Annotated in this window: 19 protein-coding genes; 9 read left to right on the forward strand and 10 right to left on the reverse strand. The window is 72.4% G+C overall.

Features of this window, described 5'->3' with window-relative positions:
• Nucleotides 1-25: 25 nt before the first annotated feature.
• From ACZ58N_RS23880 to ACZ58N_RS23900, 5 genes are all read right to left on the reverse strand, one after another.
• Nucleotides 26-355 (reverse strand): DUF6968 family protein, encoded by a 330-nt coding sequence (locus ACZ58N_RS23880; protein WP_471163332.1) that lies wholly within the window; start codon nt 353-355, stop codon nt 26-28.
• Nucleotides 356-710: 355 nt separating this feature from the next.
• Nucleotides 711-977 carry a DUF4235 domain-containing protein gene (locus ACZ58N_RS23885; protein WP_471163334.1) on the reverse strand — a complete coding sequence of 89 codons (267 nt, stop codon included), beginning with the start codon at nt 975-977 and terminating at the stop codon, nt 711-713.
• Nucleotides 974-1,528, reverse strand: a complete 555-nt coding sequence (locus tag ACZ58N_RS23890; protein WP_471163336.1) for a DUF3618 domain-containing protein — start codon at nt 1,526-1,528, stop codon at nt 974-976. The genes ACZ58N_RS23885 and ACZ58N_RS23890 overlap by 4 nt, the downstream gene beginning before the upstream one ends.
• Nucleotides 1,525-1,956: a phage holin family protein gene (locus ACZ58N_RS23895; RefSeq protein ID WP_471163339.1), complete on the reverse strand. Its 432-nt coding sequence runs from the start codon at nt 1,954-1,956 to the stop codon at nt 1,525-1,527. Before ACZ58N_RS23895 ends, ACZ58N_RS23890 begins: the two co-directional genes overlap by 4 nt.
• Before the next feature lie 181 nt (nt 1,957-2,137).
• A complete protein-coding gene (locus tag ACZ58N_RS23900) occupies nt 2,138-3,181 on the reverse strand; it encodes a YihY/virulence factor BrkB family protein (protein WP_471163342.1) in 1,044 nt (347 codons plus the stop codon).
• Between the two features lie 262 nt (nt 3,182-3,443).
• Here ACZ58N_RS23900 and ACZ58N_RS23905 point away from each other — a divergent pair, with 262 nt between their 5' ends.
• Nucleotides 3,444-3,917, forward strand: coding sequence for an ATP-binding protein (locus tag ACZ58N_RS23905; RefSeq protein ID WP_471163344.1), 474 nt, complete (start codon nt 3,444-3,446; stop codon nt 3,915-3,917).
• Between the two features lie 47 nt (nt 3,918-3,964).
• Here the strand turns inward: ACZ58N_RS23905 and ACZ58N_RS23910 are convergent, their stop codons facing one another.
• The 3 genes from ACZ58N_RS23910 to ACZ58N_RS23920 all read right to left on the reverse strand — a co-directional run bounded on the left by ACZ58N_RS23910 (nt 3,965) and on the right by ACZ58N_RS23920 (nt 6,345).
• Nucleotides 3,965-4,855 carry a YihY/virulence factor BrkB family protein gene (locus tag ACZ58N_RS23910; RefSeq protein ID WP_471163346.1) on the reverse strand — a complete coding sequence of 297 codons (891 nt, stop codon included), beginning with the start codon at nt 4,853-4,855 and terminating at the stop codon, nt 3,965-3,967.
• 213 nt (nt 4,856-5,068) lie between these two features.
• On the reverse strand, nt 5,069-5,890 hold the full coding sequence (locus tag ACZ58N_RS23915) for a DUF1206 domain-containing protein (RefSeq protein WP_471163349.1): 822 nt from the start codon (nt 5,888-5,890) through the stop codon (nt 5,069-5,071).
• Nucleotides 5,887-6,345, reverse strand: a complete 459-nt coding sequence (locus ACZ58N_RS23920; protein WP_471163351.1) for an SRPBCC family protein — start codon at nt 6,343-6,345, stop codon at nt 5,887-5,889. The genes ACZ58N_RS23915 and ACZ58N_RS23920 overlap by 4 nt, the downstream gene beginning before the upstream one ends.
• A 547-nt stretch (nt 6,346-6,892) precedes the next feature.
• Between ACZ58N_RS23920 and ACZ58N_RS23925 the strand changes: the two genes are divergently transcribed.
• From ACZ58N_RS23925 to ACZ58N_RS23950, 6 genes are all read left to right on the forward strand, one after another.
• A complete protein-coding gene (locus tag ACZ58N_RS23925; RefSeq protein ID WP_471163352.1) occupies nt 6,893-8,008 on the forward strand; it encodes a mechanosensitive ion channel family protein in 1,116 nt (371 codons plus the stop codon).
• Between the two features lie 218 nt (nt 8,009-8,226).
• A complete protein-coding gene (locus ACZ58N_RS23930; RefSeq protein ID WP_471163354.1) occupies nt 8,227-8,595 on the forward strand; it encodes a hypothetical protein in 369 nt (122 codons plus the stop codon).
• A 155-nt stretch (nt 8,596-8,750) separates the two neighbouring features.
• Nucleotides 8,751-9,764, forward strand: coding sequence for a magnesium and cobalt transport protein CorA (locus tag ACZ58N_RS23935; RefSeq protein WP_471163356.1), 1,014 nt, complete (start codon nt 8,751-8,753; stop codon nt 9,762-9,764).
• A 181-nt stretch (nt 9,765-9,945) separates the two neighbouring features.
• Nucleotides 9,946-10,617: a HemK2/MTQ2 family protein methyltransferase gene (locus ACZ58N_RS23940; RefSeq protein WP_471163609.1), complete on the forward strand. Its 672-nt coding sequence runs from the start codon at nt 9,946-9,948 to the stop codon at nt 10,615-10,617.
• 67 nt (nt 10,618-10,684) lie between these two features.
• Entirely contained in the window at nt 10,685-10,882 is a 198-nt protein-coding gene (locus tag ACZ58N_RS23945) for a CDGSH iron-sulfur domain-containing protein (protein ID WP_471163611.1), read from the forward strand.
• Complete coding sequence (locus tag ACZ58N_RS23950) at nt 10,882-11,913, forward strand: iron-containing redox enzyme family protein (protein WP_471163359.1); 1,032 nt, start codon at nt 10,882-10,884, stop codon at nt 11,911-11,913. The genes ACZ58N_RS23945 and ACZ58N_RS23950 overlap by 1 nt, the downstream gene beginning before the upstream one ends.
• A gap of 66 nt (nt 11,914-11,979) precedes the next feature.
• On the opposite strand, the gene ACZ58N_RS23955 is transcribed toward ACZ58N_RS23950, so the two are convergent.
• Nucleotides 11,980-12,432, reverse strand: a complete 453-nt coding sequence (locus ACZ58N_RS23955; RefSeq protein WP_471163362.1) for a hypothetical protein — start codon at nt 12,430-12,432, stop codon at nt 11,980-11,982.
• Between the two features lie 405 nt (nt 12,433-12,837).
• Between ACZ58N_RS23955 and ACZ58N_RS23960 the strand changes: the two genes are divergently transcribed.
• Nucleotides 12,838-13,974, forward strand: a complete 1,137-nt coding sequence (locus ACZ58N_RS23960; protein ID WP_471163613.1) for a phospholipase D-like domain-containing protein — start codon at nt 12,838-12,840, stop codon at nt 13,972-13,974.
• A 59-nt stretch (nt 13,975-14,033) separates the two neighbouring features.
• On the opposite strand, the gene ACZ58N_RS23965 is transcribed toward ACZ58N_RS23960, so the two are convergent.
• Complete coding sequence (locus ACZ58N_RS23965; RefSeq protein ID WP_471163365.1) at nt 14,034-14,906, reverse strand: LysR family transcriptional regulator; 873 nt, start codon at nt 14,904-14,906, stop codon at nt 14,034-14,036.
• Nucleotides 14,907-14,977: 71 nt separating this feature from the next.
• On the opposite strand from ACZ58N_RS23965, the gene ACZ58N_RS23970 reads away from it, so the two are divergent.
• The gene (locus ACZ58N_RS23970) at nt 14,978-15,331 is read left to right on the forward strand and encodes a nuclear transport factor 2 family protein (protein ID WP_471163368.1); all 354 of its coding nucleotides are present in this window, start codon (nt 14,978-14,980) and stop codon (nt 15,329-15,331) included.
• Nucleotides 15,332-15,348 lie beyond the last annotated feature (17 nt).

The raw sequence follows: 15,348 nt of genomic DNA on the forward strand, positions 1-15,348 counted from the left end.
CCCCGTGGCGCGTCGGAGCGGCGAACTACCCGGCCGGGGTCGGGTCCAGCGCGAGGTCTTCGGCGTCCAGCCAGGTCAGTACGGCGCCCCGGTCACGTGCGGCGGCCTCCACGGACGTCCGCAAGCGGTACAGGCACAGCAGCAGTGCCTGCATGGAGTCGACGCCGTGCACCGGGATGACCCGTGCGTCGCCGAGCCCCCGGACCTGGCCGGGGCAGCTCCAGTCGATGCCGTCCGCCACGCCCGGGTGGGGGCGCCCCACCAGCAGGGTCACCTCGCGAGTGGTTCCGTCGGGCAGGCGCGCGCTCAGCCGGCGCTCGGCCACCACCTCGCCCAGCAGCGGATCCACGGCCATGCGGTGCTCCTTCGGGTCGCGGGCGGGTGACGCTCAGGGCCACCGCCGGGTCGGTCCGCCACCGCGTCGGGACCCCGCTGCCGGCCACCGGTGTCGGTGCCCTGACATCAACGCCCTGGTAGCCGGTGCCCGGTTCCAGGTCCGGATGCGCGGGCCCGAAGTGTTCGGAGCCGCCCGCGCCACCCTAACAAGTCGGGCATCGGGGGCGTAAGGAACACCGGGAGCGTCGTGCGCGGCGCCGTCCACGGTAGGGGAGGGGGACGTCCGGGAACGGCAGCGCGCCGGGCCGCCGGCGGGTCGACACCGCATGTGTGCGTGCCCCTGCCGGCGCCCCGGCGCAGCCCTCGGTGTCGGGTCAGCCCGGCCAGGTTCCCGTCACGCGCCGGGTGGCCACCGCGCCCGACCGGTCGACGGCGGCCTTGACCACCGCGAAGATCGCGCCCTGCATCGCGGCGGCGATGAGGATCTCCCGCCAGCTCCGGTCCTCGTCGGTGGCGTCGGGGGCGTCGCCCTCCCCTTCGATCAGCTTCCAGGCCTGCTTGAAGGCCATGCCGGCGAGCATGCCGCTCGCGGCGCCCAGGGCCAGCCCGACCGGTCGGTAAGCGATCCTGGCTGCGTTCACTTGCGGCCCCGGCTACGACGGACCAGCAGGAACACGACGAGAACGGCGCCGACGGCGAGGAGCGGAGCCCGATTGGTCCGCACCGCGGTCGCGGCCTGCCCGGCCCGTTCGAGGACGGGGTCGGGCGTCTTCTCCGACGCCAACTGCCCGGCCCGCGCCGTGGTCTCGCGGACCTGGGCGGCGGCGCGGGAGGCCTTCTCCAGGATCGGGTCGGGAGTCCTGTCCCGGACGACGTCCGCGGCGTGTTCGGCCTTCTCCCGGATCTGTCCGGTGACGAGCGCCGCCTTCTCGGAGGCCTCCTGCTTCACCAGCGCGGCCTTCTCGGAAGCTTCCTGCTTCACCAGCTCGGCCTTCTCCGTCGCCTCCTGCTTCACCGCGGCCGTCTTCTGCTTCACCTGGGCCTTCACATCGGCCTTGGCCGCCAGCGCCTCCACGGTCTGCCCCAACTCGTCGCGCGTGTGCGTGATCCGCTCCCGCAGCTCCTCGGGGGTGGGCGCATCGCCCGGCGTGAACCTGTCGTGGGGCTGCGCCTGTTCGTTCGGGTTCGTCATCGGTGGGCCTTCTCCCTGATCGCGGCCACATCGGCCTTGACGCTGTCGATGGTCTGCTCGGGCGCGGGCGGGACGGCCCGCGCGATCTGCTTCTTCCCGGCCAGGGCCAGCACGGCCGCCGTCGCGGCCAGCACCACGGCGACGATCAGGGCGGAGAGCCACCAGGGCAGTACCAGGGCCAACGCGGCGATGCCCGCCGCCACCAGCGCCTGCGCCGCCAGGATGCCGAGGAGGCCCGCCCCGCCGAACAGGCCGCCGCCCGTCCCGAACCGCTTGCCCTTCTCCGTCATCTCCGCCCGGGCCAACTGCATTTCCTCCCGGACCAGTTCCGAGATCTGTTGCGAAGCCCTTGAGACCAGAGCGCCCACCGACGGATCGGCGGCGTGTGCGGCGTGTGCCGACTGTGCGCGATGCTCGGTCGTGGTCACGATTCGTTCACCTCGTCCTTGACTCGTCCCGGACCCGCTCGTGCCGCCGGACGGATACGGGCCGAGGGGCGCGGGGGAGAGGGGTTCAGTCATGTTCCTGTCCACACGCGGCTACCCGGTAACCCGCAGGCCATCCGCCCGGGAGCGGGTCGATGCGGGTTCCCCGCCGGTCGGCCCGGGATCACTCCAGGCGGCGGCGTTCCTCCTCGCTCCACGCGGTCGTGTCACGGGGCCGTACGTAGGGCTCCTCGCCCTCGGGCAGTCCCCCCGCGATGGCGCGCCTGCGGACGAGCTCCGCGTCGAATTCGAGGCCCAGGAGGATGGCCAGGTTGGTGATCCACAACCACACCAGGAAGACGATCACGCCCGCGACCGTGCCGTACGTCTTGTTGTAGGAGGCGAAGTTCGCGACGTAGAAGGCGAAGCCGGCGGAGGCGATCATCCAGATGGCCAGGGCCAGGAAGCTGCCGGGGGTGACCCACTTGAAGCCCCGGCCCTTGGCGTTCGGCGCCGCCCAGTACAGCAGCGCGATCATGGCGGTGACGAGGAGCACCAGGACCGGCCACTTCGCGATCGACCACACCGTCAGGGCGGTGTCGCCGATGCCCAGCGCGGACCCCGCCCGCCGGGCCAGACCGCCGGTGAAGACCACGATCAGGGCGGCAGCGCAGGCGAGGACCATCAGCGCCACCGTCAGTGCCAGGCGCAGCGGAAGGACCTTCCACACCGGACGTCCCTCGGGCACGTCGTAGACGGCGTTCGAAGCGCGGATGAACGCGGCGATGTATCCGGACGCCGACCACAGCGCGACGATCAGACCCACCACGGCCATGAGCGATCCGACGCCGCTCCGGCCCTGCAACTGCAGCACCGCGTCGCTGATCACGTCGCGGACCGAGCCGGGAGCCAGTTGCCGGAGATTGTCGAGCACCCGCTGCGTGGTGGATTCGCCGGCGAGGCCGAGCAGGGACACCAGGACCAGGAGGGCGGGGAACAGCGCCAACACCCCGTAGTAGGTCAGGGCGGCGGCGCGGTCGGCCAGCTCGTCCTCGGCGAACTCCTTCGCCGTCCCCCGGAGCACGGCCCACCACGACCGTTTCGACAGGTCGGACGGCTTGTCCGGAGCCCGCCGCTCCACCTCTTCGCCGGGTCCCGCGCCGTCGTGGCCGGCGGTGTCCGGGGCGACGCCCTCGCCGCCGGGGCCTGTCCTGGAGATACGTGTCATACCCTGCGGCTGTCCACCATCACGCCACTCATGCCGTCCCGCGGTGTCCGAACGATCCGCACCGGTCGCGGACCGTCACCCGCCCCTGCGGGGGATACGCCCGTACGGGGACATCCGCACCGGTGTCGGTGTTCGGGCGGCGAGGGCGGGCATACGCGGGTCCGGGGACGACGGTCACCCGCGGTGGCCGCCCGGCGGCCCGCGGACGGAGCCGCCCCCCGCGCACACAGGAACGCAAACGGTCGGGGTGATGACAGTGAACATGACGGAAGCAGCCACGGGTGAACCTCAGGGCACGCGGGCACCGGTGATGGGCCAGAGCCGCCGGCTCACCCTGGGCAGCATCCGGGGCGCCGTCGGCAAGGGCCGTGACTTCACCCGTCGTGCCCTGCACGACTGGGGGTGGGACCATCCGGAGAGCGCAGAGGACGTCCTGCTCGTCGTCTCCGAGCTGGTGGCCAACGCACAGCTGCACGCGGGTGGCTGTCACGAGCTCGTACTGACCGCCGGTGAGGTCCTGCGCATCGACGTGGTCGACGGGGTGACGCAGCCTCCGCTTCCCCGCCCCGCTCCCCGGCCGGGCGTGCCCGGCGGTCACGGCCTGCGCGTCGTGCAGGTGCTCACCGACCGGTGGGGTTCCCACCGCCACGGCGTCGGCAAGGTCGTGTGGGCGGAGATCGACGGTTTCCGCCTGGGCGGACACCGGGGCCAGGCGGACCCGGCCCCCGCCTTCTGAGTCCCTCGGCCCTTCGAGGTCCCCGGGCCCCCTGAGGTCCTCGGACTTCAGGCCGCCGGCGGCCCCGCATCCGGTTTCCGGGCCCGCTCGGTGTTGAACTGGGCTCCGGTGAGCAGGGCCAGGTTGGCGAACCAGAGCCAGACCAGGAAGACCACGATGCCCGCCAGCGAGCCGTAGAGCCTGCCGTACGTGCCCAGCTCGGTGTAGAGCGTGAAGAGTCCCGAGGCCGCCAGCCAGAGCAGCGCCGCCAGTACGCCGCCGGGCAGGCCCCGCCGCGTGCCACGGCTCTGGGCCGGGCCGGTCCGGAAGAGGATCAGCACCAGGAAGGTGACGACGACCAGCAGCACGGGCCAGCGCAGCAGCGCGATGACGTGCGGGCTGTCCCCTCCTGTCGCCCGCACCACCCACCTGCCCACCGGCCCGGACACGACCAGGCCGACGGCGCCGGCGACGAGCAGCACCAGCAACGACATCGCGTTGACGACCAGCATGTGGGCCGCCCGTAGCGGCGGCCGGGTCTCCGGCACCCCGTGCATGGTGTGCAGGGCGCGACGGAACACCGCCAGGTAGCTGCACGCCGACCACAGCGAACTCACCACACCGCTGATCAGCAGGGCCACCATCGACGAACGCTCCGCCAGGAGACCACCGAGCGCGTCCCGCAGCACCTGTGCCGATTGGGGCGGTGCGTAGGCGGTCAGCCCGGTGATGAGCCGGTCCGTAGTCGCCCCGCCCAACAACCCCACCAGGGAGACCGCGATGGCCAGGGCGGGCAGCAGTGCCAGCACGGCGTAGTACGTGAGGGCGGCCGCGTGGTCGGCGAGGTTGTCGGTCCAGACACGGACGGCGGTACGCCGCAGCTCGGTCCGGGTGCGCGCCAGGAGGGCGACGACGGGCCGGCCGATCGGGCGCGGTGCGATGCGGGGGATCTCGGTCACGCTGAGCAGGTGCCCGACAGGAACCCGCGCATGCGCCCGGGCACGGTGGCGCGCACGCGCCCGGCCCGGTGGGCCGGTCCGGCGACCGGAGTCACCGGACCGGCCCACCGGGCCGGGCGGGAGCCCGTGTCGGGGGAGCGTCCCGCGGGGTGTGTCGATCGGCGGACGCCGGCCGGGGGAGTCGCCGGCCGCGCCCGTGCCGCCTGCTCGGAATCAGACCTCGCGCCACCGGGCCATGGCCCAGGAGAACACCCCGAAGAGCATCAGACCGATGGCGACGGCGACCAGCAGCCACGGCCCCGCCGCCGTCTGGGTGAACGACCTCAGTGTGTCGTCCGTGCCCTTGGCCTGCGACGGGTCGTAGCGCACCGCCGCGAACACGATGAAGCCACCGACCGCGGCGAACAGGGTGCCCCGGGCCGAACCACCGGCCACCCCGACGAAGGTGACGGCCTTGCGCACCTTTTGCGACACGCCGCTCATGGAGAGGTGCTTGAGGAAACTGCGCCGGATCGCCTGGACCGCGATGACCACGCCCGCGACGCCGATCCCGACGCCGACCGCCCCCACCAGCCACTGGCCGGCCGGCAGGTCCAGCGCCTTGGCCGTCACGTCCCGGGACTCCTGGTCCCCGGAGCTCCCGCCGGAGCCCGCGGCGAACGACAGCACGGAGAACGCCATGACCGCGTAGATGACCGTCCGGCCCGCGGAGGCGAGCCGCTTCGTCGCCTTTCCGCCGTCGGGTCCGGCCGCGCCGAACAGCGCCTCGGACAGGCGCCACAGCATCATCCCGATGAGTCCGATGCCGACGGCCCAGATGAGGACGCTCCCGAAGGGTTTGCCCGCCAGCTCCTGGAGGGCGCCCTGCCGGTCGGCCTCCTGACCCCCGTCACCGAGGGCCACGCGCAGGGCCAGCAGCCCGATCAGCGCGTACAGCACGCCGCGCGCCACGAGACCGCAGCGCGCGGTGACCTCCCGACCGCGACCGCCGCGCGAAGCGGTCCGCCGGCCCGTGTCCACGATTTCGTTTCTCATCCCGGTCGGACCTCGCCCCGCCAGGCGCCCGTTTCGGTGCCGCGCGACTCGATGAACACCTTGAAGCGCTTCAGATCGCCGGCGACCTGGCGCTTGACGATGCCGAGCTTGTCGGCGACGTTCTCGGCCGCCCCCTCCGGTATCCACGTCATGTGCAGGACAACCTTGGTGGTGCCCGCGTCGATCGGTTGGAAGGTGACCATCCCGGCCTGACGCGGCTCACCGTCCACCGTCATCCACGCGACGCGCCGGTCCGGGTGCTGATCGGTGATCTGCGCGTCGAACTCGCGGTGCACCCCGTTCACGTTCGTCACCCAGTGGGTGAGGGTGTCGGTGCGCTGGTCGACCCTTTCCACGCCTTCCATGAAGGCCGGGAACGCGTCGAACTGCGTCCACTGGTTGTAGGCCGTGCGTACGGGGACGTTGACCTCCACGTACTCCTCGACGTGCGACATGCGCACCCCTTCCGTGTCGTCGGCGGCCCGCCACAGGCGGTGCGGTGCGAACCGCCGCCCTGAGGGCCTTTCAAGGCCCGGCTACCCGCCCCGGTGCGCCGCATGCACGGGTCGTCGGGCTCCGGCCCAGGTCAGGCGTACCGGTGGGTCGTAGGAGCACCGGAACGCAGGACGGCGGCCGCACGCGGCGCCCGGGGGGATGGGACACCGGCGTGCGACCGCCGATCTCGGCGACTCGCCGCCCCGCTCGAACGGTGACTCGCCGACATCGACCCGTATGGCCCGGATCCGGAGGCCCAAACAGGGGGCGAGAAAAAACTTGCGCGGACTTCGCCCCGGGCCCCCGGACCTTCTCCCGCCGGCATCCCGCCGCGCCCGCGGGACACGGGCCCACGCGTCCCGCGCCCGAGCGCCCGCGCGCGAACGGGCCGCGCTCCGGGCGCGCCGACGCCGGCCCGCCCGGCCGCCGGGGCAGGACCCCCGGTGTCGGCTCCACTCGACGGGGCAAGCGCGTGAGATCCCTGCCGTCTACATCCGCTGAGGAGATATGAACAGCGCTCTTCGCCTGCTGACCGTCCTGGGGGGCTCGCTCCTGCTGACCTTCGTGGCCGGCTGGGCCGTCGACCTGCTGCTGCGCCGAGCCGACGCGCGCCACCCCGAAACCCCCCTGTGGAACCTGCTGCGCCGCTGCCGCCGCGCCGTGCAGATCGTGCTGCTCGCCGCCCTGCTCCGCGGCGCGTACCGGCAGATCGCCTGGCCACCGTTGCAGGACAACGCCGACGCGGTGGGCCGCGTCCTCTCGCTCACCCTGATAGGCGCCGGCGCCTGGCTGATCGTGGCCGTGGCCTCCGCCGTCGTGGAGTCGGCGTACGCCCGCTACGCGACCAGCACCCGTGACCCGGCCCGGGTCCGGCGCGTCCGCACCCAGGTCACACTGATCATGCGGGTCGTGACGGTCGTGGTGGCCGTCGTGGCCATCGCCGCGATGCTGCTCACCTTCCCGAGCTTCCGCGCGCTCGGCACGTCGATGCTCGCCTCCGCCGGAATCATCGGCATCGTGGCCGGCGTCGCGGCCCAGTCCACCCTCGGCAACCTCTTCGCCGGATTCCAGATCGCGTTCGGCGACATGGTCCGTATCGGGGACACGGTCGTGGTGGCCGGTGAATGGGGGGTGGTGGAGGATGTCACGCTGACCTTCCTCGCCGTGCGGACCTGGGACGAGCGCCGGATCACGATGCCCGTCTCGTACTTCACCACCCGGCCCTTCGAGAACTGGTCCCGGGGCGGCGTCCAGATGACCGGCACCGTCTTCTTCCACTGCGACCACTCCGCACCGGTGGACCTCATGCGCGACAAGGTGCACGAGATCCTGAACCACTGCCCGGAGTGGGACGGCCGGGGTTGGGACGTCGCCGTCACCGAGACGACCCCCTCCACCATGGTGGTGCGCGCGATCGTCACGGCCAAGGACGCCGACGACCTGTGGACGGTCCGCTGCGCGGTCCGGGAACAGCTGATCGGCTGGCTCACGGAGAAGCACCCGGACGCCCTGCCCCGCGTGGTCCTGGCCGCGGCGCCCGGTTCCGCGGAGGCCGCAGCCCCGTCGCTCGACGGGCCGTTCGACAAGACGGCCGTGCGCGGCGCGAAGCGCGGGCCCGCCTGATCCCCCCCGCCCACCCCGTGGTGCACGGAGCGAGCCCCTGTGTGAGCGTGGAGGTGCCCGGCCCGGAAGGCGGGGCGGACCCCTGCCACGGCTCCACCTTCGGCCGAGGATCGGCTCCGAGCCCGGCACCGATTCTCCGGAACGCGCATCGACCACGACACGAAATGGCACGGCACGACATCGCACGGCACGACATGGCACGAGAGAGGTGGCACCCGATGACCAGCCAGGACAAGGACGGCCCGGCGGCCGAAGTGGGAGTGACGGTCGGTGACTGTTCCCCGGAGGACGCACACGCCGTCCTCGACCTGCTCGAACACTCCTTCTCCGCGGAGTCCGGCGCCGGCCGGTCCGCCGGGGCCGGTCACACGGCGACCGTCTGGAGCGCGACCCTCGACGCGGCGAAGCCGACGGAGGAGCGGGCACAGCCCGTTCGGCTCACGGACACGGTCAGCGTCACCCTTCAGGGAGGGCCCCGTGCGGTCGAGCGGGTGAAGGCCGCCCTCGCCGGTCACTTCACGGTCGAGGACACGGGCGCCGTATCGGGCGACCAGGAACAGGAGATCGGACTCCGGCTCCGCACCTGAGCGGCGGGCGGCGGGGGACGGGCCCCGACGCGGGTCGTGCTCCGCCGCCCGGAGGGGAACGTCGGGAGCAGGGGAACGTCGGGAGGGGGCGGACGCGACGCCCTGTGCGGGACGTCACCGCCGAGCTGCTCACGTGAGCGCATGAATCCGCTGCTTTGAAGCAGGCGCTGTCCATGGAATGCGTGGTGTACGAGGAGCGGTCGGGGCAGTCGCGGACCGTCGAGTGCGGCCTCGACGACGAGGCCTGCCGGCAGGTGTTGAAGCGCCTGCGCGGTTTGGGCGACGGCGAGTTCGGCTGGGTGCGGATGGTCGACCCGGCCGAGGACGAACTCGTCCAGTTGGCGGAGGAACTGGGCCTGCATCCCTTGGCCGTCGAGGACGCGGTCCAGGCCCACCAACGGCCGAAGCGCGAGCGGTTCGGCGACGTGCTGGCCGTCGCACTGAAGACCCTCTGGTACGTCGAGGAGGAACAGGCGGTGGAGACCGGCGAGTTGATGCTCTTCGTCGGTCCCCGTTACGTCCTCACCGTCAGCCACGGTGCGGTGGACCCGGCGGCGGAGGCGGCCCGCCGGCTGGAGGCGGACCCGTCCATGCTGCGGTTCGGTCCCCTCTCGGTGGTGCACGCCGTCCTGGACGTCGTCGTCGACGCCTACAGCGAGGCGGCCGACACGGTGCGGGCCGCCCTCAACCGGTTGGAGGACCGCGTGTTCTCGTCCTCCCGCGTCGACCACACCGAGGACATCTACTCCCTGAAACGAGAGGTCCGCGAGTTCCGCGACGCCGTCCAACCGCTGGTCCCGGTACTGCCGGGCCTGCTGAGCGGGTTGGGCGAGGAGGACCGCCCCCCGAAAGTCCTCCCGTACTTCCGGGACGTGGCCGACCACCTGCACCGCACCGACACCGAGGTGCGGACCCTGGACGAACTGCTCAACTCGGTCCTCGACGCGCAACAGGCCCGCGTGGGCACCTGGCAGAACGACGACATGCGCCGCATATCCGCCTGGGCCGCGATCTTCGCGGTCCCCACGATGGTCGCCGGCGTCTACGGAATGAACTTCGAACACATGCCGGAACTCCGTTGGAGCTACGGCTACCCCCTCGCCGTCGGCCTCATGGCCGTGGCGTCGGGCCTCCTCCACCGCACGTTCCGACGCAACGGTTGGCTGTGACGGCACCCCACGACCTGCGGGAACCACAGGGACCGGGCCCCGTCTTCGTCTGTTCCTCCGAAGAGCGAAGGGTGTCCGGGTGAGGCGCCCTTCGAAGGGCAGTCGCAGGGTGTCGCCCATCGACGCGGCCCGATCAGCGGGCAGCGCCCGAACCCGGAGGTAAGCGGTGCCCCGTACGGCTCTGACCTCGGCCACGCTCCCCACCGGACTGCTGGCACTTCCCGGGGTCTACCAACCGCAGGCGGACACCCGGCTCCTCGCCGAAGCGCTCGCCCAGGAGGACGTGGGACCCCGCACGGGCGTTCTGGAGATCGGCACCGGCACCGGGGCACTCGCCCTGCACGCCGCCGCCAGGGGAGCACAGGTCACGGCGGTCGACATCGCTTGGCCCGCGGTGGCGACGGCGCGGCTGAACGCCCTGCGCCGGCGGCTCGCGCTACGCGTACTGCACGGGGACTTCGAGGAACGGACCGCGGGCCACCGCTTCGACCTGGTGGTCAGCAACCCCCCGTACGTCCCCGCCCCCCGGCCCCGGGTGCCGACGCGCGGTCCGGAGCGGGCCTGGGACGCAGGCCCCGACGGGCGAGCGGTCATCGACCGGATCTGTGGGGGCGCCCGGGACCTGCTGCGTCCGGGAGGCGCCCTGTTGATGGTGCACTCGGCGATGTGCGGGGCGCAGGAGACCGTGGACCGGCTGACCGGCACGGGGCTGGTCGCGGAGGTCACGGTGAAGGCGACCGTGCCGTGGGGCCCCGTCCTGCGCACCCGGCGCGCCTGGCTGGAACGGCAGGGCCTCGCGGCCCCGGCCGAGGAATGGGAAGAGCTGGTGGTGATCCGTGCCCAGTACCTCTGACGGCGTCCCCCGCGGTACCCGCGAGGACGCCCCGCGCGAGGTTCCCGCCGACGCGCGGGCCCGCCGGGTGTCCGTGGACCCCCAGGGGCCGGTCCTGGTCGAGGGGCCGGTCGAGATCGTCCTGGACGACGGGACCATCGCCCGGTCCGACCGCTTCCGGGTCGCCGTGTGCACCTGCCGCCGCAGCCGCACGTACCCCTGGTGCGACACCAGCCACCGGCGGCGCGAGCGCGCCGCCGCGACCCCCGAGGACAGGAACCCGTGATGACCCCTCCCGCCCCGAGCACGACGACGGTGACCGCCGCCGGCCCCCACCTCGTCGAGGGCCGGGGAGTGCTGTCCCGGGCCGTGATCGAGGCCCTCCGGAGCGGCGGCGCCCCGGCCCACGACGCCGACGCCGTACGGGAGGCCGACCCGTGGGGCGAGGACCTCCAACTCGCCCTCCACCTCCTCTACGCACTGCACTACCGGGGCTTCGACGGCGTGGACGACGAACGGGAATGGGACCCCGATCTGCTCCGGTTGCGACAGGCCATGGAGGACCGCTTCCTGCACGCCCTGCGCGACGAACTGTCCGACACCCCCCGCTCGGTCGAGGAAGCCTTCGCCCCGCTGCTCGTCGAACCGGTGGACCTCTCCGGCAGCCTCAGCCGATACCTCGAAACCGAGGGCGAGCTCTGGCAGTTGCGCGAGTACGCGGCTCTGCGCTCCCTCTACCACCTCATGGAGGCGGACCCCCACGCCTGGGTGATCCCCAGGCTCACCGGACGGGCCAAGGCCGCCATGGTGGCCATCGAGTACGACGAGTTCGGCGCCGGTAGGGCCGACCGCGTCCACGCGCGGCTCTTCGCGGAACTCATGACCGACCTGGGCCTGGACCCCGCCTACGGCCGCCACCTGGACCAGTGCCCGGCCCCGCTGCTCGCCACCGTGAACCTGATGTCCCTGTTCGGCCTGCACCGGGCGCTGCGCGGAGCGCTCGTCGGCCACTTCGCCTGCGTCGAGGTCACCTCGTCGCCGGGCTCCAGGCGTCTGGCCAACGCCATGCGACGCTGTGGGGCCGGTCCGGCCGCGGAGCGCTTCTACGCCGAACACGTGGAGGCCGACGCGGTCCACGAACAGGTCGTGCGCCACGAGGTCATCGGTGGCCTCCTCGGCGACGAACCGGAACTCGAAGCGGACGTCGCGTTCGGCTGCGCCGCGACGTTGCTCCTGGAGGACCGCCTCGCCCTCCACATCCGCGGCGCCTGGGACCAGGGGCGCAGTGCCCTGCGCACGCCCCTGCCCGCGCGGTGAGGGCACGAGAACGGGGATCCGGCCGCCGGAGGGCCCGCCCGACAGGAGCGTCGGGGTCCGGGGGCGTCAGTGGGGGGAGGTCCGGTGGCCGAACCAGTGGCCGCGGCGACGCGGAGCGTCGGCCACCGACCCACCGGTCGGGGGGAGGGCGTCGGGCCGATCGACCGGCAGGGCCGTCCCGGCGCGGGCATCGTCGCGTTGCTTGATCAGATCGTCGCGCTCGCGGTCGACCACCGCGGCCTCGCGCCGGGACGCGTCGAGCTCCCGTCGGGAACGCGCGGAGCGGCGTGCCGCACGGCGCGCACCGACCATCACCAGGGCCAGGCCCAGGAGGGCCGCGGCTCCCACGATGATTCCGATCAGGAACAGGGATCCGGTCGAGCCGGTGGCGTGGTAACCGAGGATCGAGAAGTCACCGCCGGTGTCGAGACCGTGGCCCGACCCGAGATTGCCGAAGATTCCGATCAGTCCCACGAGGGCGGCGACCACCAGAATGATGAGTCCGAGGATGAGGATCATGAAGGCGCTCCTTGGATCCGTGCCCGGTACGGGGCCGGACACGGCTGGCGCCTACCCCTGTTGTGCACGGCCAAGCGGAACCCACGACTCCTGAACGGTCCGGCCGCCCGGAGCGGACCGCCGTGGAGCCGCATCCGGCCCGATCTGTCCCGGGCCCGACCCGGTTGAGCGACCGGCGCCCGCATGCGGACACCCGTGGCGGCGCCGACGGGCCCACGATTCCGAGGCGCCACCAGCGGCGCCGCGATATGTGTAAAGTCGGCTCGCCCCTGCGCCGGACAAATGTTCGGGGGTGCGAGCCCCGGCGATCTATGAGGTGGATTGATGACGAGTACGCGCAGCGAATCAGAAGGAGTCGAGGTGTCGATCGCGCCCGCCGTCGAGTCGGACGAGGCGAAGCAGCGGATGCGCCGCCGCCTCGAAAGACTGATCGGCATCGCCGCCACCGAGGGCAACTCCCTCGTCGTCCTGCGCAACGGGGACGAGATCTTCGAAGGCATGCTCTCCGCCATCAGCGCCGCCGAGCACACCATCGACATGATGACGTTCGTGTACTGGCGGGGGGAGATAGCCCAGCGCTTCGCCGAGGCCCTCGCCGACCGGGCCCGTCACGGCGTCCGGGTGCGGCTGCTGCTGGACGGCTTCGGCAGCCGGCTCATCGAACAGGACCTGCTGAACCTGATGGAGGAAGCAGGCGCGGAGGTGACCTGGTTCCGCAAGCCGCTCCACCTCTCGCCCCTCAAGCAGAACCACCGCTGCCACCGCAAGGTGTTGGTGGTCGACGAGGAGACGGCCTTCACCGGCGGCGTCGGCATCGCCGAGGAATGGTGCGGCAACGCTCGGAACGCGGACGAATGGCGCGACACCCACGTCCAGGTGCGGGGACCGGCCGTGGACGGAATCGCGGCGGCCTTCGCCCAGAACTGGGCCGAGTGCCACGACACCCTCTTCGACGACCGGGACCGCTTCACCGAGCACACCCCGCGCGGCGGGGCGGTCGTCCAGGTGGTCCGCGGTTCGGCCAGCTTCGGCTGGCAGGACATGCAGACGCTGATGCGCGTCGCCATCGAGTCCGCCCAGCACCGCTTCCGCCTCACCACCGCCTACTTCGCGCCGGACGCCTACTTCATCGAGCTGCTGTGCGCCGCGGCCCGCCGCGGGGTCGAGGTGGAGATCCTGCTCCCCGGCCCCCACACGGACAAGCGCGTCTGCCAACTGGCCGGGCAGCACTTCTACGCCGACCTGCTCGCCGCCGGGGTGAGGATCTTCCAGTACCAGCCGACGATGATGCACGCCAAGGTCATCACCGTCGACCGGATCCTCGCGCTGACGGGATCCACCAACTTCAACCGCCGTTCCCTCGACCACGACGAAGAGGTCATGCTCGCGGTCCTGGACGAGGACTTCACGGCCACCCTCGACGCCCACTTCGACGAGGACCTCCGGGTCAGCGAGCGCATCGACGAGGCACGCTGGAGCCGCCGCACCCCGGTCCAGCGGCTGCGCGAACTGGCCGTCACCCCCATCCGTAGGTTCCTGTGAGGCCGCCGGGTCACCGCGGGGCTCGCCGGGGGCGCCTCGCCGTGGCCCGGGGGGCGGGCTCAGGGCACGAGGGCGTCGCGTAGTCGGGCCAGCGCGAGGCGGGCGGCAGGGGAGCGCAGGTCCGGCCGGACGGCCAGGCCGAGGCAGGCCCGCGTCCCCGCGTCCGCGATGACCACGGCGCGTGTGCCCTCGGCGGCCCCCGAGGACGGGCTGAGGACGGCGACCCCGGCGCCCCGTCGAGCCAGTCCGAGCAGCGTCTGCGGGGAGCCGGCCTCGATGTCGACACGCGGCTCGATCCCCACCCGCAGACACGACCGCTCGTAGGCCTCCCGGATGCCCGTACCGTGCGGCAGGCACAGCACCCTCTGCTCCTGCACGTCGGCCAGCCGTACCGGGGTCCGGTCGAGCCGGTGCCCCTCGGGCACCACGACGGCGATCGGCTCGTCGACGAAGACCTCGACGTCCAGATCGGCTTCGGGCCGGCCCGCGAACGCGACCAGGGCGAGATCGAGGGAACGCGCGAGGACCTGGGAGCGCAGGGCGCGCGAGTCGTCCTCGTGCAGGCTGAGGACGATGCCGGGGTGGGCGCTCCCGATCTCGGCCACGGCGTCGAGGAAGCCGGGGATCGAGCAGCCCGCGATCATGCCCAGGCGGACCCGTCCGCGGACGGCATGGGCGAATTCGGCCGCCGTGTGCGCGATGCCGTCGAGCGTCGCCAGCGCCTCCCGGGCGAGCGGCAGCACCGCTTCGCCCGCGGCCGTGAGCCGTACCCTGCGGCCCGAGCGCTCCAGGAGTCGCTGGCCCAGTTCCCGTTCGAGCTTGCCCACCTGGGTGCTGATGCCGGACTGGCTGACGTGGAGCCGTGCCGCCGCAGCCGTGAACGTGCCTTCGTCCACCACCGCCGCGAGGTACCGAAGCTGATGGATTTCCATGAGTAGTGATGATACTGATCATCGGAACCATCCATTGGACGGATGGCGGCGGCCTCGGGGACCATGGACGCATGACGACTCCGACACGGATTTCCGAGACCTACTTCGCCGCCTGGCAGGCGGGTGACTTCGACACCCTGCGCGGGCTCCTGGCCGACGACGTCGAGTTCGTCGGCACGCTCGGCCGCGCCTCCGGCGTCGAGGACTGCCTCGCCGGCCTGCGCGGTCTGGGGCGGATCCTGGAACGCGTCGAGGTGCACGCGCGGGTGGCGAACGGCGACGACGTCATCACCTGGTTCGACCTGCACACCACCGGCGCGCCGCCCACCCCGACGGCCAACTGGACCCACGTGGAGAACGGCAGGATCACCCGGATCAGGGTCACCTTCGACCCGCGGGGGATCCTCGCGACGTCCGAGCGGTGACCGACCGGCGGCCGAGT

The sequence above is a fragment of the Streptomyces sp. NPDC040432 genome (assembly GCF_055595445.1).